Genomic DNA, 21,156 nt, shown 5'->3' with positions numbered 1-21,156 from the left:
GGTTGTCGCAAGTCAACCTCGGGGGTTCCGTCCAGGTTGACGCGACGGAAATTTAATTGGGACTTGTAGCTTTCCATGGACGACGAAGCCCAGGCCGTGTGCAGGCCGACGCCGGAAGCCCGACGCCAGCAGATTCTTGACGCGGCCTGCGACTGCGTGCGCCAGGCCGGGTTCCATGGCGCCAGCATGGCCGAGATCGCCAAGGCGGCGGGTCTCAGTGTCGGCCAGATCTATCGCTATTTCGAGAACAAGGAGGCGATCATCGCCGCCATCGTCGCCCAGGACCTGGCCGAGATGCGCGAGAAGTTCGCCGAGATGAAAAGCCGGCCTGGCGACCTGCTGGACGCCATGACCGAGCACCTGCCCGAGGCAGTCGACAAATGCTTCGACCTGCGCCGCGCGGCCCTGGTGCTGGAAGTGCTGGCCGAGGCGGCGCGCAATCCCAAGGTGGCCTGCATTGTCCGCGCCGCCGACGAACAGGAACGCGCCTTCGCCCGCGGCATGCTGGAGCGCAGCCGCAATCCCGCTTGGAGCGATGCGGAGTTCCATGCCCGCAGCGAAGTGGTCGGCATGCTGTTCGACGGCATGATCATGCGCGCGGTCAACCATCCCGACACCGACCGCCAGGCCCTGGCCCGCGTGCTGGGCGCCACCGTGCGGCAGCTGCTCAGCTAGGGGTGCGGGGAAGCGGGGCCAACAAAGTCCGCGCCGCGATGTCGGATCATCGTCCCCAGCTTCGTCCTTGGGCTGACGACGCTGACAAAAGTTCGAGGGAGCCCACCATGACCGCGCCAACCCGCCGCCGGCCCTTCCGTTTGGCCCTGATGGCCGTCGCGGCCGCGGCCGCACTGGCCGCCTGTTCGCCGCCCGCCGACAGGGAGGCCGCCCCGCCGGCGACGCCGGCCGCCGGCCCCGCTCAGCCCGCCATGCCTCAGGTTCCGGCCGGCGACTACACGCTCGACAAGAGCCACTCGACGGTGGTGTTCAAGGTCGGCCATCTCGGCTTTTCGCAATATACGGCCCAGTTCGCCGCCTTCGACGCCAAGCTGAAATTCGACCCGGCCAATCCGGCGGCGGCCAGCATAGAGGCGACGATCGACCCGCGCTCCCTGGTGATCCCCAGCCCGCCGGCCGGCTTCCGCGACGAACTGACCGGGCCATCCTGGTTCGACGCCGCGAAATATCCGGCCATCACCTTCCGCTCGACCAAGATCGAGGTCACCGGCGCCAATAAGGCGAAGATGACCGGCGACCTGACCCTGCATGGCGTCACCAAGCCAGTGGTGCTGGAAGCGACCTTCAACGGCGGCTATGCGGGCTTCGACATGGACCCGCACGCCCGCATCGGCTTTTCGGCCCACGGCGTGTTCAAGCGCTCCCACTTCGGCATGGGCTTCGGCGTGCCGGCCCCGGGCACGACCATGGGCGTCAGCGACGCGGTGGATGTGCGGATCGAGACGGAGTTCAGCGGACCGGCTTGGGTGAAGTAGGGGCGTCTCAGCTCTACGGCGCCAAGACGTGCGCCAACTCCGGAACCGCCTTCGCCAACGCTTCAGCCACGATCGTCGCGCAAGCCTCCGCCCCCACCGGACCCAGGTGGGTATAGTCGAAGGGCGCCTCGCCCGGCGCGCCCGGCGCGGGCATCGGCACGGCGACGGCGCCTGGGATCGGCGGCTCATAGAACTTCACGCCGACCGTCGTGCCGGTCGCCAGGGCCTTGGCCACCTCCGCCGAGGGCGGCCCCTCGGCCCAGTCCGCCACCTTCACGGGGCCTAGCGCCTGAGCGGCGGCGGCGCTGCGGGCGTTCAAGTCGACCAGCGGCGTGGCGGTTTCGGCGGCGACGGCGCGGATGGCCTGGGCCCACGGGATCAGGTCGTCGACCAGCTTGCCGTCGCTGAACTGTCGGCGTGACAGTGGGGTCACCAGCACCGGATGGGCGCCCGCCGCGCGCACGTCGGCGACATAGCGCTTCAGATTGGTCGGAAACTCGGTCTTCAGGTCGGTCAGGCGCTCGGCCCGGCCATAGGCGTCGTTGTGGCCGAACTGGATCAGCACATAGGTGTCGGCGAAGCCCCCGGCCTTCATCTCGGAGAGGACCAGGGTCCAGGATCCTTCGCTGCGATAGGTCTTGGTGCTGCGCCCGCCGCGCCCAAGGTTTACGCAGGCCACGGCCGACGTCACCCGCTGACCGCAGAACGCCCCGCCCCAGCCGCTGCGCACCGCCGTGGTCGAGTCGCCGACCAGGATGATCTTGGTCGCCTTGAACGGCAGCGGATCAGCCGGGGCCTGGGCGAGGACGGGCGTCGCGATCAGGAGGGCGGCGGCGAGGAGGAGGGGCTTGAGCGTCATCGATCTTTCCACCAAACGATTGTCATCCCGGACAAGGTCCGGACGACCGCCGATCCGGGACCGCCGGAAGCGCCGGCGTTCACGCGTCGGTCCCAGATCTCCGCGCCGCGCGCTTGTCCGGGATGACAACATGGATTATGCCAGCGCCCGGTATTTGAAGCCCTTGAACCGCGCCGAGCCCTTGCCGGCCGCGTAGAGGCCCGGCTTCAACATCAGGAAGCCGCCGCGCACATTGTGGTGGTAGCCCGAGACCTCCATGCCGCGGTCGAACCGCTTCCAGGTCGCGCCGCCGTCCCCGCTGGTGTGGAAGGACACGATGTGGCGGTCGTTTTTCAGCCGCATCAGCATCTTCGACCCCTGCGGATTGGCCGGCCGGCCGCGCTCGATGCCGTACTGATGAGTGACGAAGTTCTTGGTGTCGAAGCCCAGGCCGCAATAGAGCTGGCGGTCATAGAACAGGATCAGGCCGGCCCGCGTGTCGGGATCGACCTCGATCTCGCATTCGATCTCATAGGCTTGGTCGCCGTTGACGAAGATCAGCGGAGCGCCGGTGCTGGGCGCCTCGCCGGCCCCCTTCAGGGTCATGACCCCGCCGGACCGGCTGATGCGGTCGTGCTCGCCTGGCTTGGGATCGAAGAAGTTCCATTGCAGGCCGTGCTTGTCGGCGCCGAAGTCATCCGACAAAGCCAGGCCGTGGGGACCCACCTTGCCACCCTTGGGCTTGGGGAGCGGCTTGGACAGATCGCCGCCGCCCACCTCGAACCAGCCGTCCTTGGTCCAGGTCACCGGGGCCAGCAGGGTCTGGCGGCCCAGGGTATAAAAGCCGTTTTCGTAGCCGTGATAGACGGTCCACCAGTCGCCGGCCGGACCCTGGACCAAGGTGGCGTGGCCGCGCGACCACCACTTTTCGCTATTGTCGGTGGTGCGCACGATGGGGTTTTTCGGATCGTTCTCCCAGGGCCCGGCCAACGACTTGGACCGCGCGACGATGACCATGTGGCCAGTCGGCGGGCCGGCCGTGCCGCCCACGGCGGTGACCAGGTAATAGTAGTCGCCGCGCTTGGTGACCTTGGGGCCCTCGGGCGAGAAGCCCTCGACGTCCCAGTCCTCCGGATAATGCCAGGGATCATAGACGTGCTCGGGCTTGCCGATGGTGGACAGTCCGTCGGGCGCCAACTGGATGCGGTCGCCACCCGACAGGAACAGCCAGCGTACGCCGTGTTCGTCGACCACGTGGCCGGGGTCGATATAGCGCGGCAGCTTCAGATCGACCGGCTCGCTCCACGGACCCTCGATCTGGTCGGCCCAGATCACATAGCTGGTGTTGTTGTCCGGGAATTTGGCCGGCAGGAAGATGTAGTAGCGGCCCCGGTGCTTGCAGAGCTCGGGCGCCCAGATCGAGCCGACATTGGTCTTCAGGGCCGGGCCGACCGGGGTCCAGTTGACGAGATCCGTCGAGCGCCAGATCAGCAGGCCCGGATAGGCGTCAAACGACGAGTGGGTCATGTAATAGACCTCGCCGTCCTTGAGGATCGACGGGTCGGGATGGTCGCCAGCCAGGAGGGGGTTGAGGAAGGTCCCGTCTCCGAGATCGGCTTTGCGCTGGCCCTCGACGCCCTTGGCCCAGGTCGCGGCGGGCTTGGCGGCGGCGGTCGCGGCGTCGGCGATCGTGGGAAGAGCGGCCGCGGCGGCGCCGGTGAAGACCGCGCCCAGCGCGCCTCGGCGATTGAGATCGACCATGTGTTTCCCTCCCAGAACGCGCGCGACGTTGGCTCGTCGCTTCAATGATACCGCTAGCCTATCGGGCCTTTTCGACTGATGTCTACCGGTGTCATCGCCGATAACGCTGTCAGCATGAAACGAAAAACGCCCGGAGGCATAGCCCCCGGGCGTTTCTGAATTCTTTCCTTCCCCATTTCGGGGAGGGAAATGGCGCCTTAGCCCTGCATCGCCTCGAGTTCCTTGCCGCGTGTCTCCTGGATCAGCTTCTGGACCAGGAAGAACGAGACCACGGCGCTCAGGGCGTAGAAGCCATAGGTCATCGGCAGGCTCTTGGCGGCCATCGACGGGAAGCTGACCGAGATGCCGAAATTGGCGATCCATTGGGCGAAGCCGGCGACGGCCAGGGCCGGGCCGCGCATCTGGTTGGGGAACATCTCGCCCAGCATGACCCACATCACCGGACCCCAGCTGAGGTTGAAGAACACCACATAGGCGTTGGCCGAGACCAGGGCGATCAGGCCGGTGTCGCCCGCCAGTTGCAGGGCGCCGTTGACGGTGGTGGCGGTCGAGAAGCACCAGGTTAGCAGGCCCAGGGTCACGGCCATGCCGGCCGAGCCGATCAGCAGCAGCGGCTTGCGGCCGATCTTGTCGATCAGGCCGATGGCCAGCAGACAGGCCAGGATCGACAGCGCGCCCGACAGGATGTTGATCTTCAGGCTGTCGTCCTCGGTGAAGCCCACCGACTGCCACAGCACCGAGCCATAGTAGAAGACGATGTTGATGCCGACCAGTTGCTGGAAGACGGCCAGCACGAGACCGGCCCAGAGGATGGCGCGTACCTTGTGGGTGGTGGGGTCCAGCAGGTCCGAGAACTTCGGCTTGTGGTCTGCCGACAGCGAGGCGCGGATCTCGGCGACCTTGGCGGCGCCTTGGCCGGCCCCGAACAGGCGCGACAGGATTTTTTCGGCCTCGGCCTCCTTGCCCTTGGCCACCAGGTAGCGCGGGCTTTCCGGGATCGACAGCAGGGCGAAGAAGAAGATGGCGGCCGGAATGGTCTGCATCCAGAACATCCAGCGCCAGGCGGGCAAGCCCAGCCAGAACGGGGCGGTCGAACTGCCGGCGGTGTGGGCCAGAATGTAGTTGGCCAGGAAGGCGCCGGTCAGGCCGGTGATGATCATGATCTGCTGCACCGACGACAGCCGGCCGCGGATATTGGCCGGGGTCACTTCGGAGATATAGACCGGGCACAGCACGCTGGCCGCGCCCACGCCCAGGCCGCCGATCAGGCGAAAGATGATGAACACGGTGGAGGTGTGGGCCGCGCCCGAGCCGATGGCGCTGACCAGAAACAACAGGGCGGCGATGATCATCACCGTGCGGCGGCCCCACACGTCGGCCAGGCGGCCGGCGGCGAAGGCGCCAAACGCGCAGCCGATCAGGATGGCCCCGACATTGAGGCCGGTGCCCAGCTTGCTGAGGCTGAAAGCCTTCTCCAGGCCTTCCTGCGTGCCGTTGATGACGCCGCTGTCGTAGCCGAACATGAAGCCGCCGATGGTGGCGACCGCGACGATGGCGGCGATGAAGGCCATGTTGACCTTGCCCCCATTGGGGCCGCCCACGGCGCTCATGCCCGGGCTTGGGCCGGCGTTGATGACTGATGCCACGGTTTCTTCCCCGATGTGGCCCGAAGGCCCGTTTGTACGCGGAGCGGTCCTTGGCGGACCGCTCATTGAGCTTGACCTTAGTGTTACCGGTATCAGCTCGCAAGCGGCGTTGGCGGCCTTTCCGTAGGGTTGGTCTTGTGCGAGCTAAGATTAGCTAATCGCGAGCCCGACCATGCGCACAGTCAACATGCACGACGCCAAGTCGCAGCTTTCCAAGTTGGTGGAGGCTGTGGAGAGCGGCGAAACCGACCAGGTGGTGATCGCGCGCAATGGCCGGCCTGCCGCGCGGCTCATCCCCATGACGACGGCGGCCAGGACGCCGGTCAGAATCGGCATCGCCAAGGGCCTGTTCGTCGCCCCGGCCGACACGGCCTCCCAGGACGCCGAGGTGGCGGCGCTGTTCCTCGATCCGCGCGATTGAGGCTGCTGCTCGACACCCCATCGCCTTGTGGACCCTGACCGACGATCCCCGCCTGACGCAGGCGGCGCGCGACCTGATCCTCGACCCGGCCAATGAGATCTGCGTCAGCGCGGTGACGCTCTGGGAGATCGCCATCAAGCATGGCCTCGACCGCCAAGGTCCGGGCGCCATGCCGATCGGCGCCCATGAGGCCCAGGTGCTGTTCGCCGCCGCCGGCTACGTCTTGATCCCGATCACGCCGCAGCAGGCGGTCATCGTCGAAACCCTGCCGCGCGTCCACGCCGACCCGTTCGATCGCCTGCTGATCGCCCAGGGGCTGACGGAGGCCTTGGTCCTGCTGACCCACGACGCCGCCGTCGCGTCCTACAACACGCGCATCATCAAGGTTTGACGCCGGCGGCTTTGGCGGCGGCCTGAGTCTTCGACTTTGCCGCAGGTCGTGCGACCTACTCGCCCCATCCGGTGACAGCATGACCGCCGAAGACCATGCGGCGGATCATCGGTGACGTCAGTCCCGCGCTGAAGCTCGCGGGTGGGGCGCTCGCAGCGTTCAGGCGCGCCATCTGGGAGTCGTTGAGCACGACCTGCGTGGCGGCGATGTTTCCGGCAAGCTGCTCCAGCTTGCTCGCGCCGACGATCGTCGCGGTGACGCCGGGGCGCGCCATGACCCAGCTGAGCGCGACCTGCGCGACGGGGCGATCGAGTTCGGCCGCGACTGTCTTCAGCGTGTCGAGAACCTCCCAGTTGCGGTCGGTGAACTTGCTGTCGCCGAACGGGTTGGGGCCGCTGAGCCGGCCGGTGTTTTTGGTGTCTTCGCGGCGGTACTTGCCGGACAGGAAGCCGCCCGCCAGCGGACTCCACGGCATCACGCCCATGCCGCCTTCACGGGCGGCCGGCACATGCTCGCTTTCGACGTCGCGCGCGACAAGGGAGTATTCCACCTGGATGGCGATCGGTCCCGGCACGCGCCGTTCGGCGGCGATGGTGGCGGCTTTCATCGCCAGCCACGCGGGCATGTCGGAGAGGCCATAGTAGCGGATCTTGCCGGCCCGCACCAAGTCGCCCAGCGTTTGCACGATCTCCTCGATGGGCGTTACCCCGTCCCAGATGTGCATCCAGTAGAGGTCGACATAGTCGGTCCCCAGGCGCTTCAGCGATGCGTCGAGCGCGCGGTGAATGTTCTTCGCCCCGGCGCCGCCGGCGTTGGGGTTTCCGCCGCCGGCCTGGGTGGCGGTCAAGGGGCTCGCCGATCCGTTGAAGGCGAATTTCGTCGCCAGCACGATGTCGTCGCGCGAGCCGGCCTCCTTGATGAATTGACCCACGAGACGCTCGCTCTCGCCGCCCGAGTAGATGTCGGCGGTGTCAATGAAGTTGCCGCCCGCCGCGCGGTAGGCCTGAAAGATCTGGCGCGAGGTCGCCTCGTCGGCGCCCCAGGCGCCCGGCCCAAAGGTCATCGTGCCGAGGGCCAGGGGGCTGACGACGAGGCCGGAGCGACCCAGGGTGCGGAAGGCGGTGAGCGACATGAGGATCTGACTTTCATAGCGGTTGCTACGAAAGTCATGACTCTCTTGCATCGGCGGGTCAACATATTCCATAGTGGTCGCTATGGAATATGTTGACCCGCAACGTCCACGGCGTCTTGGCCGCCCGCTGTCGTTCGACCGGGATGTCGCCCTTCAGACCGCGATGCTGACCTTTTGGCGTCATGGCTACGAGACCACGTCGGTGGCCGACCTGACCGCCGCCATGGGCGTGACGGCGCCCAGCCTCTACACCGCGTTTGGCGACAAGAAGCAGTTGTTCCTGGAAGCCGTGCGGCTGTACGCGGGCGATCCAGACGTCATGGCGCGGGCCATCGGCGATGCGCCCAGCGCCTTGGAGGCGGCGCGTGACCTGATGACCGCAGCCGCTACCGCCTATACCGGCGAGGAGACGCCCAGGGGCTGCCTGCTCGCCAGCGCGACGGCCAGCGGGTCGGCGGCGTCCTGCGACGTGCAACAGGCCGTCGCAGACATCCGGCGTGGCGTGCAACGGCGCCTTGATGAGAGAATTCAGCGAGACATCGCCGACGGCGCGCTACCGTTGACCACGAACCCGGCCGAGCTTTCGGGGCTGGTCATGGCCGTCATACAGGGGATGTCCGTGCTCGCCCGGGACGGCGCGAGCCGCGCGTCCTTGCTGGCGACGGTCCAGGCGGCCTTGCGCGCCTGGCCTGGCATGGGCGCTGATCGATAGGGCTCGCCGGCGTCGCCGGCCGAGGTGGGTGACAGGCCCATGGGCCTGTCACCGTCCGCCCCCCTAGAGCTCCCGGCCTGACTGCGTCAGGCCGGGAGCTCTAATCTTTTGTTTTGACGCATTTTTCTTCACGCGAACCGGAACCACTTCGCTCGAAAAATGCCCTAGTGGTTATGCCTCGGCAGCTTGCTCGCCAGGTCCTGGTACTTGACCGCAAACTCGAGCACCGCACCGGTTTCCAGCTGGCCGGTATGGGCGCGGTAGATTTCCTGCCAGGGCGTCATCGTGGCCGGCACGGCGGGGATGCCCTCCAGGCGCCGCTCGGCGATGGTCGCCTCGTCCACCAGGGCGTTGCACTGGCCGGTGTTGAGGTCGATGCGGATCCGGTCGCCGGTGCGCAGCCAGGACAGGCCGCCGCCGATCGCGCTTTCGGGCGAGGCGTTGAGGATCGAGGGGCTGTCGGCGGTGCCCGACTGGCGGCCGTCGCCCAGGGTGGGCAGGCTCATGATCCCGCGCTTCAGCAGGGCGTCCGGCGGCTGCATGTTCACGACCTCGGCCGAGCCCGGCCAGCCGATCGGACCGGCCCCGCGGATCACCAGTATGGTGCGCTCGTCGATCTCCAGCGAGGGATCGTTGATCCGGGCGTGATAGTCGTCCGATCCGTCGAACACCACGGCCCGCGCCTCGAACGCGCCCGTATTGCCGGGCTCGCTCAAGTAGCGATCGCGGAACTCCTGGCTGATGACGCTGGTCTTCATGATCGCGAAGTCGAACAGGTTGCCCTTCAAAACCAGGAACCCGGCTCGCTCGCTCATCGGCGCCGCGTAGGGGAAGATCACCTCGCGGTCGCGGGTCTCGCGGCCTTCCAGGTTTTCCGCCATCGTCTTGCCGGTGACGGTCATGACGTCGCCGTGCAGGCGGCCGGCCTGCAGCAGCTCCCACAGCACCGCCGGCGCGCCGCCGGCCCGGTGGAAGCGCTCGCCGAGGTACTTGCCGGCCGGCTGCATGTTGAGGATCAGCGGGATGTCATAGGCCGCCCGCCAGTCGTCGGCGGTGATGTCCAGCCCGGCGTGACGGGCCATGGCCACGATATGCGGCTGGGCGTTGGTCGAGCCGCCGGCCGCCGCCACCAGGGCGATGGCGTTCTCGAAGGCCTTTTGGGTCAGGATGTCGAGCGGCTTCACATCCTCATAGGCCAGGTCGACGATCCGCTGGCCGGTGCGATAGGCCATCTGGCCGCGCTCGCGATAGGGGGCGGGGATGGCCGCGCAGCCGGTCAGCGACAGGCCCAAGGCCTCGGCCACGGCGTTCATGGTCGAGGCCGTGCCCATGGTGTTGCAGTGGCCGGCCGAGGGGGCGCTGTCGGAGGCGCGCTGGATGAACTCCTCCTCGTTGATCTCGCCGGCCGCCAGCTTGCGCCGCGAGCGCCAGATCACCGTGCCCGAGCCGACCAGCTCATTGTTGTGCCAGCCGTCCAGCATCGGCCCGCCCGACAGCACGATGGTCGGGATATTGACCGTGGTGGCGGCCATGATGCCGGCCGGGGTGGTCTTGTCGCAGCCGGTGGTCAGGACGACGGCGTCGATCGGATAGCCGTGCAGCACCTCGACCAGGCCCAGATAGGACAGGTTGCGGTCGAGCGCCGCGGTCGGGCGGCGGCAGTTCTCGAAGATCGGGTGGACCGGGAACTCCATCGGGATACCGCCGGAATCGCGGATGCCGTCGCGGATCCGGCTCACCAGGTCCAGGTGGATACGGTTGCACGGCGAGATGTCGCTGCCGGTCTGGGCGATGCCGATGATCGGCTTGCCGCTGCGCAGTTCCTCAGGCGTGATCCCGTAGTTCATGAATCGCTCGAGGTAGAGCGCCGTCATGTCGATATGGTCGGGATTGTCGAACCAGTCGCGCGATCGGAACCGGCGCGGGGTACGGCCCGATGGGGTGTGATTAGAGGTCAAGACGCACCTCGTATTGGGGTTGGCCGGCGACGGCGACGGGCAGGGCGAACAGGCCGCCGCACAGGGGGAAGGCGGCGAGCTGGTCGTCGCTCAGCCCCTTGCGGGCGGTGGTGAAATAGACGGTCTTCAGGTCGGGCCCACCGAAGCAGGGCTTGGTGACATTGATGGCCGGCAGGGTGATCCGGTCGACGACCTCGCCTTCCGGGGAGATCCGCAAAGCGCCGCTGCCGCCCCACAGGGCGGTCCAGATGTAGCCGTCCGCGTCGACCACCGAGCCGTCGGGCCAGGCGTTTTCGAGCTCAAGCTTGAAGAACAGCCGCTTGTTCGACAGCGCCCCGCCCTCCATGTCGTAGGCCCAGATCACCTTCTCCAGCGTGTCGGTGTGATAGAAGGTCTGGCCGTCGGGACTGACGCAGGGGCCGTTGGTGATGCAGATGCCGGTGTCCTCGGCGATCGGCCGGCCGGCCTCGTCGAGGCGGTAGAGCGCGCCGCTCGGGGCCTCCTCGCCGTCGTCCATGGTGCCGAACCACAGCCGGCCCTCGCCATCCACCGTGGCGTCGTTGGGGCGATTGTTCAGCTCCGGCGGCTCGATCTCGCCCAGGAAGGTGAAGCCGATGTCGGGGTGGAAGTGATGCAGGCCGCTCTTCAGGCCCGCCACGAAGCCGCCGCCAGCCCGGGGCGCCAGGAAAGTCACTTGGTCGGGAGCGTCGAAGCTGGTCGTCTCGCCGCTGGCGGGGTGGAAGCGGTGGACCTTGTGGCTCTTGATATCGACGAACCACACGGCCTGTTCCTCAGCCGACCAGATCGGACCCTCGCCGAGCGTAGCCTTCAGGTCCCAGACGCAGAGGGGTTCGGGCATGAGTCTATCCATTTTTGAACCCTTCCCCCTGGAGGGGGGAAGGGCAGGGATGGGGGTGGCCCCGCCAATTGGAAGCTGTGATTCCATCGCCCTATCCTGAACCGTTTCCACCCCCATCCCCAGCCCTTCCCCACTCCAGGGGGAAGGGGGCTCAAGGAGCAACCCCTAACGCCAGCCGGCGTCGATCCAGTATTCGTGACCCGTGCACAGGCTCGCATCGTCCGAGGCCAGGAACATCACCAGCGAGGCGATGTGGTCGGGCAGCAGCCGGCCCTTCAGGGCCTGGGCCTTGACGATCTCGGCCTCGCCCTCGGGCGTATACCACTTTTCCTGGCGCTTGGTCTTGACGTTGCCGGGCACCACGCAGGTGACGCGGATGTCGTCGGGGCCGAGCTCCCGGGCCAGGGCGCGGGTCATGCCCTCGATGCCGGCCTTGGCGGTCTCGTAGAGCACCAGGTCGGGCAGGCCGAGGTGCCAGCTGATCGAGCCGAAATTGATGATCGCCCCGCCGCCGCGCGCCTTCATGCCCGGCGCCACGGCCTGGGTGGCGAACAGCATGTGGCGCAGGTTGACGCCGATCCGCTCGTCCCAATAGGCGGGCGTGATGTCGGCCAGGCTGTGGCGGTCGTCATTGCCGGCGTTGTTGACCAGAACGTCGATGGGGCCAATCTCGGCGAAGGTCTTGGCCACGGCGTCCAGGTCGGTCAGATCGCAGCGGATATAGACCGGCGCGATCTCCGAGCCCGCGAGCCGCGCGGCCAGCGCCGAGGAATCTTCGTCGGCTACATCGAGAAAGATCACCTCGGACCCCTGGCGGACGAAGCCGGCGACGATGCCGGCCCCGATGCCCGAGCCGCCGCCGGTGATCACCACGCGCTTGCCCTTGAGGCTGGGATAGATAGCGGAAGACATGGAGATCACGACCAGGAGTAAGCGGTTTTGGTTTGGGTATAGAACTCGACCGCCGCGAAGCCCTGCTCGCGGGCTCCGTACGACGAGCCCTTCGAGCCGCCGAACGGCACGTGGTAATCGACGCCGGCCGTGGCCAGGTTGACCATGGTCATGCCAGCCTTGGCGTGGCGTTGGAAGTGGCGCGCGTGCTTCAGCGAGGTGGTGGCGATGCCTGCCGACAGACCGAACTCGGTGTTGTTGGCGACTTCCAGGGCTTCCTCGTAGCTCTTGACCCGGATGGTCGAGGCGACGGGGCCAAAGACCTCCTCATTGTTGATCCGCATCGACGGATCGGTGTCGGCGATCAGGGTGGGGTGCACGTACCAGCCGGGGTTTTCCAGCTTCAGACGCTGGCCGCCGGTGACCAGCCGGCCGCCTTCGCTCGTGGCGATGTCGATATAGCGGTAGCTGGTTTCCATCTGGTCCTCGGTGACGGCCGGACCGATCTGGGTGTTGGGGTCGAGCGCGTCGCCCACCCGCAGGGCCGCGACCTTCTCGGCCAGCAGGGCCACGAACCGGTCGTGGATGCCGTCCTGGACGATCAGGCGCGAGCTGGCCGTGCAGCGCTGGCCGGTGGCGAAATAGGAGCCGTCTAGGGCGATGGCCACGGCGCGTTCCAGGTCGGCGTCGTCGAGGATGATCAGCGGGTTCTTGCCGCCCATCTCCAGTTGCACACGGGCCTGGCGGGCCACGGCGGCGGCGGCCACCTGGCGTCCCACGCCCTGCGAGCCGGTGAACGACACGCCGTCCACGCCCGGATGCTTGACCAGGGCGTCGCCCATGGCCCCGCGCCCGAACAGCATGTTGAACACGCCGTCCGGCGCGCCGCATTCCTGGATGATGTCGGCCATGGCGGAGGCCGTGGCGGGCGTCGGGCCGGCCGGCTTGATGACCACGGTGTTGCCGAAGGCCAGGGCCGGGGCGGCCTTCCACGCCGGGATGGCGATCGGGAAGTTCCAGGGCGTCACCAAGCCGAAGACGCCGACGGCCTGGCGATAGGTCTGGATCTCGACGCCGGGGCGGGTGCTTTCCAGGTTCTGGCCGTGGCGGCGCAGGGCCTCGCCGGCGAAATATTTGAAGATCCGCCCGGCGCGGACTGTCTCGCCGACGCCCTCGGGCACGGTCTTGCCCTCCTCGCGGGCCAGCAGGCGGCCGATCTCGGCGCTGCGAGCGATGATCGTCGTGCCCACCTTGTCCAGCAGGTCCGAACGCACTTCGGGGGAGGATTCCGACCAGGCCGGGAAAGCCGCGCGGGCGGCGCTGACGGCGGCGTCAACCTCGGCCGCGCCGCCGTCGGGAAGTTGGGCGACGACGTCGTTTGTGTTGGACGGGTTGAGGCTCTGGGTCGGGGTGTCGCCGCTGACGCGTTGGCCGCCGATCAGGTGGTGCAGGGTGTCGGTCATGCCGGATTCCTAGAGACTAGAGCAGGCCGCGGCCGGCCAGATTGCGGATCAGTGCGGAGACGCCGAAGGTCCACGGGGGGGCGAGATCGCAGGTGGTGACCTCGTTCTCCAGTACGCCCAGCTTGGGGGTGGCCACGCGCACCCGGTCGCCGATCTTGTGGGTGAAGCCCTGGCCGGGGGTGTCGCGGTCCTGGATCGGCGCGAACATCGTGCCCAAAAACAGGGCAAAGCCGTCGGGATACTGGTGTTGCTTGCCGAACGCCTGGCCGGCGAGGACGGCGGGGTCGCGGCTGATCAGGCTCATATTGCTGTGGCCATCGAGCACGAAATTGTCGCGGCCGGTGATCTTCAGGGTGACCTCGGCCGAGCGGACGTCGTTCAGGCTGAACCCGTCGTCGAACAGGCGGAAGAACGGACCGATGGCGCAGGAGGCGTTGTTGTCCTTGGCCTTGCTGAGCAGCAGGGCCGATCTGCCCTCGAAGTCGCGCAGGTTGACATCGTTGCCCAGCGAAGCGCCGCGGATCTGGCCTTGGCCGTCGCACAGCAGCACGACCTCGGGCTCGGGATTGTTCCAATGGCTGTCGCTGCGCACGCCGACCTGGTCGCCCCAGCCCATCGACGACAGGGTCGGGCCCTTGGTGAAGATCTCGGCGTCGGGGCCGATGGCCACTTCGAGATATTGCGACCACAGGCCGTCCTTGATCAGGGTCAGCTTCAGGCGCGCCGCGCCCTCCGAGCCCGGATCGACGGCGCGCAGGTCGCCGCCCATGCTGTCGGCCAGCTGGGCGCGGATCTTCAGGGCCTCGGCGGCGTCGCCGCGCGCCCGTTCCTCGATGACGCGTTCCAGGGTCGAGACGGCGAAGGTGACGCCGGCGGCCTTCAGGCACTGCAGGTCGACGGGGGCCAGCAGCTTGGCGGCCGCGCCCTGCGGGTCGGCCCAGACCGGGCGGACATCCAGGTCTTCAAGCGGGCCCAGGTCGACGCCAGCCGGGATCGTCTCGCCAGGCGCGAAGCGGTTCATCAGGTCGGAGGTGGTGGGGGCGATCTTGCTGACGTCCTCGATCCGGCCGCCGCGCACGAGGATCGGGGTCGGTCCGTCGCCGAAATCGACACGGCCCAGCAGGGTCGCGTCACGCCAATCCTCGGGAAGGAACTCCGAAATACCCACCGCGTCTTCTCCCTCGTCGAGCTTTGCAACCCTACCAAGGCCACGCTCGTTCCTGCAAACCCACCTGTTAGCGCTAACATGCCGGGGCGCGCAAGTCGGTGATTTGATATTACAAATGGCGGGGGCAGGTAAGTCGGTTCGGAGGCTTTTGTCTCGGGCGCGACGGGGACGGCGCGCAGGCCGCCCCGTCGAGGAATGAGGATGTGACGGCGCCTCAGGCCGCGTAGTTCATCGCCTCGAGGTCTTCAATCAGGCTCGGCCCGGTCGGGGTCCAGCCCAGTTCCCGTCGCGTCCAAGCGCTCGAGGCCGGCATGTCCAGGGTGATGAACCGGGCCATCCAGCCAAAATGGACCGCCGCCTCCTCCGGCGTCAGGGACACCACCGGAACCTTCAACCCGTCGCCGACCACCTCGGCGATCTCGCGGGCTGTCACGCCCTCCTCGGCCACCGCGTGGTAGCGGGCGCCGGGCTTGGCGTGCTCCAGCGCCAGCCGGTAGAGGCGGGCGACGTCCAGGACATGGCCCGCGGCCCAGCGATTGGCCCCGTCGCCGACATAGGCCGAGACGCCCTTCGCGCGGGCGATCTCCACGGCGGGGGTGATCAGGCCTTGCTTGACCGGGTCGTGGACCTGGGGAAGGCGCATGACCGAAACATTGACGCCGGTCGCCAGGGCCGCCTGGCCGGCGACCTCCGAGGCGCTGCGCGGATTGGGGTACTCCAGGTTGAAGACGTCCTCGACGGCCGGCCGGCCGTCGCCCGGGCTGCCCATCCCCGCGCCCGAGGTAATGACCAGCGGGCGGTCGGTTCCGACCAGCGCCGAAGCCAGGGCCTCGATGGCCCGGCGGTCCTTGTCGCAATTGGCCAGGAAGTTCTCGAAATCGTGGTCGAAGGCGCAGTGAATCACGCCGTCCGCCTGGGCCGCGCCGGCCCGCAGGCTGTCAGGATCCTCGAGGCTGCCGCGATGGCTGTCGGCCCCAGCGACGGCCATTTGCCGGGCCCCGGCCTCGGACCGCGTCAGGCCCACGACCTGATGGCCGGCTTGAAGAAGTTCGGGAATGACGGCGGAGCCGATGAAGCCGGTGGCCCCAGTGAGGAAAACACGCATGGAAACACTCCGATATTAGCTGTTCGAAGGACCATGACGCCCTGGACCGATACTGTTAAAGTAGTGACCTTATCAGGGTATAATAGCCAACAGGCTCAACATGACCGTCGATATTGACAATCGGCTGGGGACCTATCTGAAAAGCCGGCGCGGGCGCATGGATCCGGTCGCCCTGGGGTTTCCCGCCTCGCGCCGGCGCACCACGGGGTTGCGGCGCGAAGAGGTGGCCCAGCGCGCCAACATCAGCGCCACCTGGTATACCTGGCTGGAGCAAGGCCGGGGCGGGGCGCCGTCGGCCGACGTTCTGCATCGCATCGCTGTCGCGCTGATGCTGACCGATGTCGAGCGCGAGCATGTCTTCCTGCTCGGCCTGGGGCGGCCTCCCGAGGTTCGCTACAAGGCGCCGGAGGGGGTATCGCCCCGCCTGCAGCGGGTGCTGGACGGCATGACCTCCAGTCCCGCCATGATCAAGACCGCCACCTGGGACATCGTCGCGTGGAATCGGGCCGCCGCCGCCGTGCTGACCGACTATGGCGCGTTGGCGCCCGACCAGCGCAACGTGCTGCGGCTGATGTTCGGCAATTCCCAGGTCCGCGCCGCCCAGGAGAATTGGGAGAACGTCGCCCGGTTCGTGGTCAGCACGTTCAGGGCGGACGCGGCCCGCGCCGGGGCCGTTTCCGAGGTCAGCCAGCTCGTCGATGAGCTGTGCCTGACCAGCCCCGAGTTCAAGCGGTTCTGGTCCGAAAACGACGTCGGCCTGCACGGCGAGGGCGCCAAGCGGCTCCACCACCCTATCCTGGGCGTGCTAGCGCTAGAATATTCCGCCTTCGCCGTCGATGGACGGCCCGACCTCAGCATGATCGTCTATAATCCGGTCACGGCGGCGGACGCCGAGCGTATTGGTTCGCTGATCGCGCGGACCTAGAGCAAGTCGCGCGATATAGGAATCGCACGGCTTGCCCTAGACTTTTGTTTTCGCATCGCTTTTGCGGAAAACCGGTGGCCACTTTTCCGCGCGATGCTCTAGGCTTCCGGCGCCGGCCCGGTCGAATCCCGGACGATCAGGGTATGCGGGTGGACCAGTTGCCGGGGCTCGCCGGTCTTGGCGCGGTTGCGGCGAATCTCTTCCAGCACCAGGTCGACGGCGGCGCGGGCCATGGCGGCGATGGGCTGGTGGACGGTGGTCAGGGCCGGCCAGATATTGGCGGCGATCGAGGTGTCATCGAAACCGACGATCGACAGGTCGCCCGGCACGTCCAGGCCCAGGCGGTGAGCGACGCCGGCTGTGGCGGCGGCCATGTCGTCATTGCTGGCGAAGATGGCCGTGGGGCGATCCTCGACGGCCAGCAACCGCTCCGCCGCCTCCAGGCCGGAGCGATAGGTGAAATAGCCCTGCTCGATATGCACGGCGTCCTGCGTCAGGCCTGCGGCCTTGAGGGCGGCCATGAAGCCGTCCAGCCGCTGCTGGCTGACCGTCTGGTTGGGGTGGCCCTTGATGAAGCCGAAACGCTTGTGGCCGAGATCCAGCAGATGCTGGCCCAGCTCGTAGGCGGCGGCTTCGTTGTCGATGCGGATGGTGGCCATGTCGGCGCTGGGCATGCCTGGGGCCACGGCCACGGCGGCGGCGCCGGCCGCCTTGACCTCGGCCAGGACCTGGGCGTTCTCGCACAGCGGCGCGGGCAGGATCAGGCCGTCGACGCCGGTCTTCAACAGGCGGGTCAGGGTGGCGCCAGCCAGTTCGGGCTCGGCGCATTTCTCGATCACCACCTGGGCGCCCGTGCGGCTGCTCTCGTCCAGCGCACCGACCAGGAATTCCGACAGGTAGCCCGTCGAGGGGTTGTCATAGAGCAGGCCGATGCGGGCCGGCGCCGAGCCGGCCAGGCTGCGGGCTGCGGGGTTGGGGGCGTAGTTGAGGTCGCGGATCGCCGCGTCGACCAGGGCCTTGGTCTCGGACTTGACCGTGGTCTCGCGGTTGATCACCCGCGACACCGTCATCGGCGAGACGCCCGCCAGGGCGGCGACGTCGCGGATGGTGGCGCTCTGGGTCGTCCGGCGCCTTTGACGCTCGTTACGTTCGTTCATGAATAGCCCGTCCCTTTATCGCGGCGGAGACTAGCCCTGTTCGGCCTCAACTTGAAAGACGCGCGCTTTTGTCCGCGGACGGTCTGTCCTAGGCTGCGCCCAATGATCCCCTTCGGCGCCATCATCCTGACCGGCGGCGGCTCGCGTCGCATGGGCGCCGACAAGGCGTTGCTCGACTGGAACGGTCAGCGGGCGGTGGACTGCGTGGTCGCCCTGGCGCGCGCGGCGGGCGCGGCGCGCGTGTTGACCGCCGGGCGCGATCACGGGTTGGAGCATGTCGAGGATCCCGCGCCCGACGCCGGGCCCGTGGGCGGGGTGCTGGCGGGCTGCGCGGCGCTGGCGGCGAGCGGCCTGACGCGAGCGCTGGTGCTGGCGGTCGATGCGCCGACCGTGACCTTGGCCGACCTCGCGCCGCTGCTCGCCGCGCCGGGGGCGGGGGCGTTTTACGAGGGGCTGCCGGTTCCGATGGTGCTGGCTTTGACCGCCGTGCCGGGTGACGCGGAGGTCGGCTGGCCGTTGCGGCGGCTCGTCGAGCGGGCGGGGCTGGTCGCCGAGCCCTGCGACGAGGCCGTGCGGTTGAGGCTGCGCGGGGCCAACACGCCGGAGGAGCGGGCGAGGTTGATTGTTTTCCCTTCTCCAAGGGGAGAAGGATATTGAGGGCTGGCCACCTCCAGGCGCCGCGTCAGTAAACGTCGCGCCGGTACCGCCCCTCGTCGCTCAGCCGCTCCACGGCCTCCGCGCCCAGCACCGCGACCAGCGCGGCATGGACGTCGCCCGACATCCCCTCCAGCGACCCGCACACATAGATCGCCGCGCCGTCCGCCACCCAGGCCCGCAAGGCGTCGGCGGCCTGCATCAACCGGTGCTGGACATAGATCTTGCGGGTCTGGTCGCGGGAGAAGGCCAGGTCGAGACGTTCCAGCACGCCGCTGGCCCGCCAGGCCTCGATCTCGTCGCGGTGGAAGTAGTCGTGCGCCTGGGTCCGCTCGCCGAACACCAGCCAGTTGCGGTGGCGGCCAGCGGCGGCGCGGCCCTTCAGGTGGGCGCGCAGGCCGGCCAGGCCCGTGCCGTTGCCGATCAGGATCAGCGGCCGATCGTCGGTCGGGCCATGGAAGCTTCGGTTGGTTCGCACCCGCGCGGCGATCTCGGCGCCCTTCTCGGCGTGGACGGTCAGCCAGCCCGAGCCCACGCCCAGCCTGCCGTCGGCGCGTCGCATGGTCCGCACCAGCAGCTCGACCCCGCCGTCGGCCGGTAGCGAGGCGATGGAATATTCACGGTGGGGCAGGGGCGACAGAGCGTCGATCAGGGCCTGAGGCGTCGTCGGGGCCGCGCCGTCGTGCGGCAGGCGCCGCCAGGCCAGGACCGCCGCCAAGGTCGCGCCCTCGTCGGCCAGCACCCCAGCGTCCGGGTCCAGGGCCAGGCCCGACAGCAAGGCGGCGACCTCGGCGGGGTCGTTGCACGGCCCGATCTCCAGGATGTCGCCAGCCTCCCAGGTCGCGGCCTCGGCGGGCTCCAGCCGGATGTGGAACGCCGCCTCGCCGGGGCTGCCCGGATTGAGCTGTCGACGCTCGGCCAGGCGCCAGAGACCATAACGGGGTCGGGTCCAGTCCGGGCTGTCGGTGACGCCGGCCATTACCCCAACCTGGCCCTGCCAATGGCGCAGGGCGGCGTCGTCGCCTTCATCGACCTCGACCCGGTCGAACAGCGGATGGGCCCCGCGCCGGGCCAGCCAGGCGTCGAGCGTGCGGCCAAAGGCGCAGAAGTGGGCGTAGCTGCTGTCGCCCAGGGCGAGGACGCCAAAGCCAAGGTCGTGCAGGTCGGGCGCCGCGCTCATCACATCACGCAGGAAGGGGCGGGCGGTGTCGGGGGCGTCGCCTTCGCCGGTGGTGCTGACCACGAACAGGGCGCGCCCAGCTTTGGCCAAGTCGGCGGCGGTAACGTCGGCCAGGGCCTTCAGCGTCACCCTCGCGCCGCCGTCGCTGAGCAGCTTGGCGGTGGCCAGCGCCAGCTGCTCGGCGAAACCGGTCTGGCTGGCATGGGCCAGCAGGATCGCCGCGCCCTCTCCGGCCGACAGGGCGTGGGCCTCGCGGCGGACGGCGCGACGGCGGCGGGCCTCGCGCAGGGCGATAGCGATGCAGAACAGGGCATAGACGCCCAGCACCAGGCCGGCGGCGCAAAGCCGGCGGGTCTCGGGAGACAGGGCGAGCCAGGCGCTCATGCGTCGAGCATCGCCGTCAGGGCCGGCGACAGGCGCTCTTCCAGTCCGCCAGGACCGTCGGCCACGACCAGCACGGCCAGGCCCCGCACCGTGGCCAAGGCCAGGGCGACGTCGGGCGTCATCACGGTCAGGGCTGTGGCGTAGGCGTCGGCGCGCATGCAGCTTTCGTCCAGGACCGTGACGCTGACGGCGCCGTGTTCGACGGGGGCGGCGGTGGCGGGATCCAGGGTGTGGGCGTAACGCCGGCCGTCATGCTCGAAGAACCGGCGGTAGTCGCCCGAGGTGGCCACCGACAGGCCGTGCAGGGCGACCAGGGTGCGCGGGTTCTCATTGGCGACCGGTGGCCGCTCAAGCTCGACCCACCAGGGCTGGCCGTCCGGCTTGGCGCCGGTCCCGCGCAGTTCGCCGCCGACGTCGACGAGGTACGAGCGGGCGCCGGCGCGATCGAGCGCGGCGGCGACTTGATCGACCGCGAAGCCTTTGGCGACGCCGTTGAGGTCCAGCGTCAAGCCGCCGGGCTGGAACAGGCGGTCGCCGTGGAGGATCAGGCTACGCCAGCCGGCGGCGTCCTGGGCCTTGGCGATCGCCTCGGGCAACGGCGGCGCGCCGGTAAACGGGCGGGGCCCGAAGCCCCACAGGTCGACCAGGCCGCCCAGGGTGGGGTCGAAGGCGCCCTCCGTGGCCTCGGCGACTTCCAGAGCGCACCGCAGCACTCGAAGCATGGCCGGGGGTAGGGCAGTCCAAGTTCCGGCGGCGGCGCGGTTATAGCGCGACAGGTCGGAGTCAGGCTCCCAGGGGCTCATCTCACGCACGACGGTGTCGAGCTCGCACTGGACCATGGCGGTCAGGGCCCGCGCCTTGGCGGTGGGCGGGGCCACCAGCTTGACCGACCAGGTTGTGCCCATGGTCTCACCACCAAGCGCCAGCACCGCGCCGCCGATCGGGCGGGCGGGCGGCTCGGCGAGCAGGGGGACGAGGACGCGGGTCATGGGGAGGGGCCGGCCCCACCGTCGTCATCCCC

20 protein-coding genes are annotated in these 21,156 nt (G+C 68.5%); 7 read left to right on the top strand and 13 right to left on the bottom strand.

The window, feature by feature from the left end:
- Positions 1-75 precede the first annotated feature (75 nt).
- A complete protein-coding gene (locus ACP694_RS13420) occupies positions 76-675 on the top strand; it encodes a TetR/AcrR family transcriptional regulator (protein WP_426013114.1) in 600 nt (199 codons plus the stop codon).
- Between the two features lie 107 nt (positions 676-782).
- The gene (locus ACP694_RS13415; protein ID WP_426013113.1) at positions 783-1,490 is read left to right on the top strand and encodes a YceI family protein; all 708 of its coding nucleotides are present in this window, start codon (positions 783-785) and stop codon (positions 1,488-1,490) included.
- A gap of 13 nt (positions 1,491-1,503) precedes the next feature.
- Here the strand turns inward: ACP694_RS13415 and ACP694_RS13410 are convergent, their stop codons facing one another.
- From ACP694_RS13410 to ACP694_RS13400, 3 genes are all read right to left on the bottom strand, one after another.
- Entirely contained in the window at positions 1,504-2,349 is an 846-nt protein-coding gene (locus ACP694_RS13410) for a rhamnogalacturonan acetylesterase (RefSeq protein WP_426013111.1), read from the bottom strand.
- Between the two features lie 135 nt (positions 2,350-2,484).
- The gene (locus ACP694_RS13405) at positions 2,485-4,089 is read right to left on the bottom strand and encodes a family 43 glycosylhydrolase (RefSeq protein ID WP_426013110.1); all 1,605 of its coding nucleotides are present in this window, start codon (positions 4,087-4,089) and stop codon (positions 2,485-2,487) included.
- A 197-nt stretch (positions 4,090-4,286) separates the two neighbouring features.
- Positions 4,287-5,735, bottom strand: a complete 1,449-nt coding sequence (locus tag ACP694_RS13400) for a sugar porter family MFS transporter (protein WP_426013108.1) — start codon at positions 5,733-5,735, stop codon at positions 4,287-4,289.
- A gap of 172 nt (positions 5,736-5,907) precedes the next feature.
- On the opposite strand from ACP694_RS13400, the gene ACP694_RS13395 reads away from it, so the two are divergent.
- Positions 5,908-6,156 carry a type II toxin-antitoxin system Phd/YefM family antitoxin gene (locus ACP694_RS13395; RefSeq protein ID WP_426013106.1) on the top strand — a complete coding sequence of 83 codons (249 nt, stop codon included), beginning with the start codon at positions 5,908-5,910 and terminating at the stop codon, positions 6,154-6,156.
- Positions 6,157-6,181: 25 nt separating this feature from the next.
- Positions 6,182-6,547 (top strand): type II toxin-antitoxin system VapC family toxin, encoded by a 366-nt coding sequence (locus ACP694_RS13390; RefSeq protein WP_426013104.1) that lies wholly within the window; start codon positions 6,182-6,184, stop codon positions 6,545-6,547.
- 55 nt (positions 6,548-6,602) lie between these two features.
- Here the strand turns inward: ACP694_RS13390 and ACP694_RS13385 are convergent, their stop codons facing one another.
- Entirely contained in the window at positions 6,603-7,679 is a 1,077-nt protein-coding gene (locus ACP694_RS13385; RefSeq protein WP_426013102.1) for an aldo/keto reductase, read from the bottom strand.
- An 82-nt stretch (positions 7,680-7,761) separates the two neighbouring features.
- Between ACP694_RS13385 and ACP694_RS13380 the strand changes: the two genes are divergently transcribed.
- Positions 7,762-8,391, top strand: a complete 630-nt coding sequence (locus ACP694_RS13380; RefSeq protein WP_426013101.1) for a TetR/AcrR family transcriptional regulator — start codon at positions 7,762-7,764, stop codon at positions 8,389-8,391.
- Positions 8,392-8,555: 164 nt separating this feature from the next.
- Here the strand turns inward: ACP694_RS13380 and xylD are convergent, their stop codons facing one another.
- The 6 genes from xylD to ACP694_RS13350 all read right to left on the bottom strand — a co-directional run bounded on the left by xylD (position 8,556) and on the right by ACP694_RS13350 (position 15,835).
- Positions 8,556-10,349 (bottom strand): xylonate dehydratase XylD, encoded by a 1,794-nt coding sequence (gene xylD, locus ACP694_RS13375; protein WP_426013100.1) that lies wholly within the window; start codon positions 10,347-10,349, stop codon positions 8,556-8,558.
- The gene (locus ACP694_RS13370; RefSeq protein ID WP_426013099.1) at positions 10,339-11,208 is read right to left on the bottom strand and encodes an SMP-30/gluconolactonase/LRE family protein; all 870 of its coding nucleotides are present in this window, start codon (positions 11,206-11,208) and stop codon (positions 10,339-10,341) included. Before ACP694_RS13370 ends, xylD begins: the two co-directional genes overlap by 11 nt.
- A 165-nt stretch (positions 11,209-11,373) precedes the next feature.
- Positions 11,374-12,120, bottom strand: coding sequence for a D-xylose 1-dehydrogenase (gene xylB / locus ACP694_RS13365; RefSeq protein WP_426013097.1), 747 nt, complete (start codon positions 12,118-12,120; stop codon positions 11,374-11,376).
- 5 nt (positions 12,121-12,125) lie between these two features.
- Complete coding sequence (locus ACP694_RS13360) at positions 12,126-13,562, bottom strand: aldehyde dehydrogenase family protein (RefSeq protein WP_426013095.1); 1,437 nt, start codon at positions 13,560-13,562, stop codon at positions 12,126-12,128.
- Between the two features lie 16 nt (positions 13,563-13,578).
- A complete protein-coding gene (locus tag ACP694_RS13355) occupies positions 13,579-14,730 on the bottom strand; it encodes a fumarylacetoacetate hydrolase family protein (protein WP_426013094.1) in 1,152 nt (383 codons plus the stop codon).
- Between the two features lie 214 nt (positions 14,731-14,944).
- Entirely contained in the window at positions 14,945-15,835 is an 891-nt protein-coding gene (locus tag ACP694_RS13350; protein WP_426013092.1) for an SDR family oxidoreductase, read from the bottom strand.
- 100 nt (positions 15,836-15,935) lie between these two features.
- On the opposite strand from ACP694_RS13350, the gene ACP694_RS13345 reads away from it, so the two are divergent.
- On the top strand, positions 15,936-16,760 hold the full coding sequence (locus tag ACP694_RS13345) for a helix-turn-helix transcriptional regulator (protein ID WP_426013090.1): 825 nt from the start codon (positions 15,936-15,938) through the stop codon (positions 16,758-16,760).
- 98 nt (positions 16,761-16,858) lie between these two features.
- Here the strand turns inward: ACP694_RS13345 and ACP694_RS13340 are convergent, their stop codons facing one another.
- Positions 16,859-17,917 carry a LacI family DNA-binding transcriptional regulator gene (locus ACP694_RS13340; RefSeq protein WP_426013088.1) on the bottom strand — a complete coding sequence of 353 codons (1,059 nt, stop codon included), beginning with the start codon at positions 17,915-17,917 and terminating at the stop codon, positions 16,859-16,861.
- Between the two features lie 102 nt (positions 17,918-18,019).
- Between ACP694_RS13340 and ACP694_RS13335 the strand changes: the two genes are divergently transcribed.
- Entirely contained in the window at positions 18,020-18,574 is a 555-nt protein-coding gene (locus tag ACP694_RS13335; RefSeq protein ID WP_426013086.1) for an NTP transferase domain-containing protein, read from the top strand.
- Between the two features lie 25 nt (positions 18,575-18,599).
- On the opposite strand, the gene ACP694_RS13330 is transcribed toward ACP694_RS13335, so the two are convergent.
- Together ACP694_RS13330 and ACP694_RS13325 are read right to left on the bottom strand one after the other, a co-directional pair.
- Positions 18,600-20,135: a flavodoxin domain-containing protein gene (locus ACP694_RS13330; protein WP_426013084.1), complete on the bottom strand. Its 1,536-nt coding sequence runs from the start codon at positions 20,133-20,135 to the stop codon at positions 18,600-18,602.
- Positions 20,132-21,124, bottom strand: coding sequence for an FAD:protein FMN transferase (locus tag ACP694_RS13325; RefSeq protein WP_426013082.1), 993 nt, complete (start codon positions 21,122-21,124; stop codon positions 20,132-20,134). Before ACP694_RS13325 ends, ACP694_RS13330 begins: the two co-directional genes overlap by 4 nt.
- Positions 21,125-21,156 lie beyond the last annotated feature (32 nt).

Origin of the sequence: Caulobacter sp. DWR2-3-1b2 (genome assembly GCF_049896345.1) — a bacterium.
Classification (GTDB): domain Bacteria; phylum Pseudomonadota; class Alphaproteobacteria; order Caulobacterales; family Caulobacteraceae; genus Caulobacter.
This window is presented reverse-complemented; position numbering and strand designations above follow the sequence as displayed.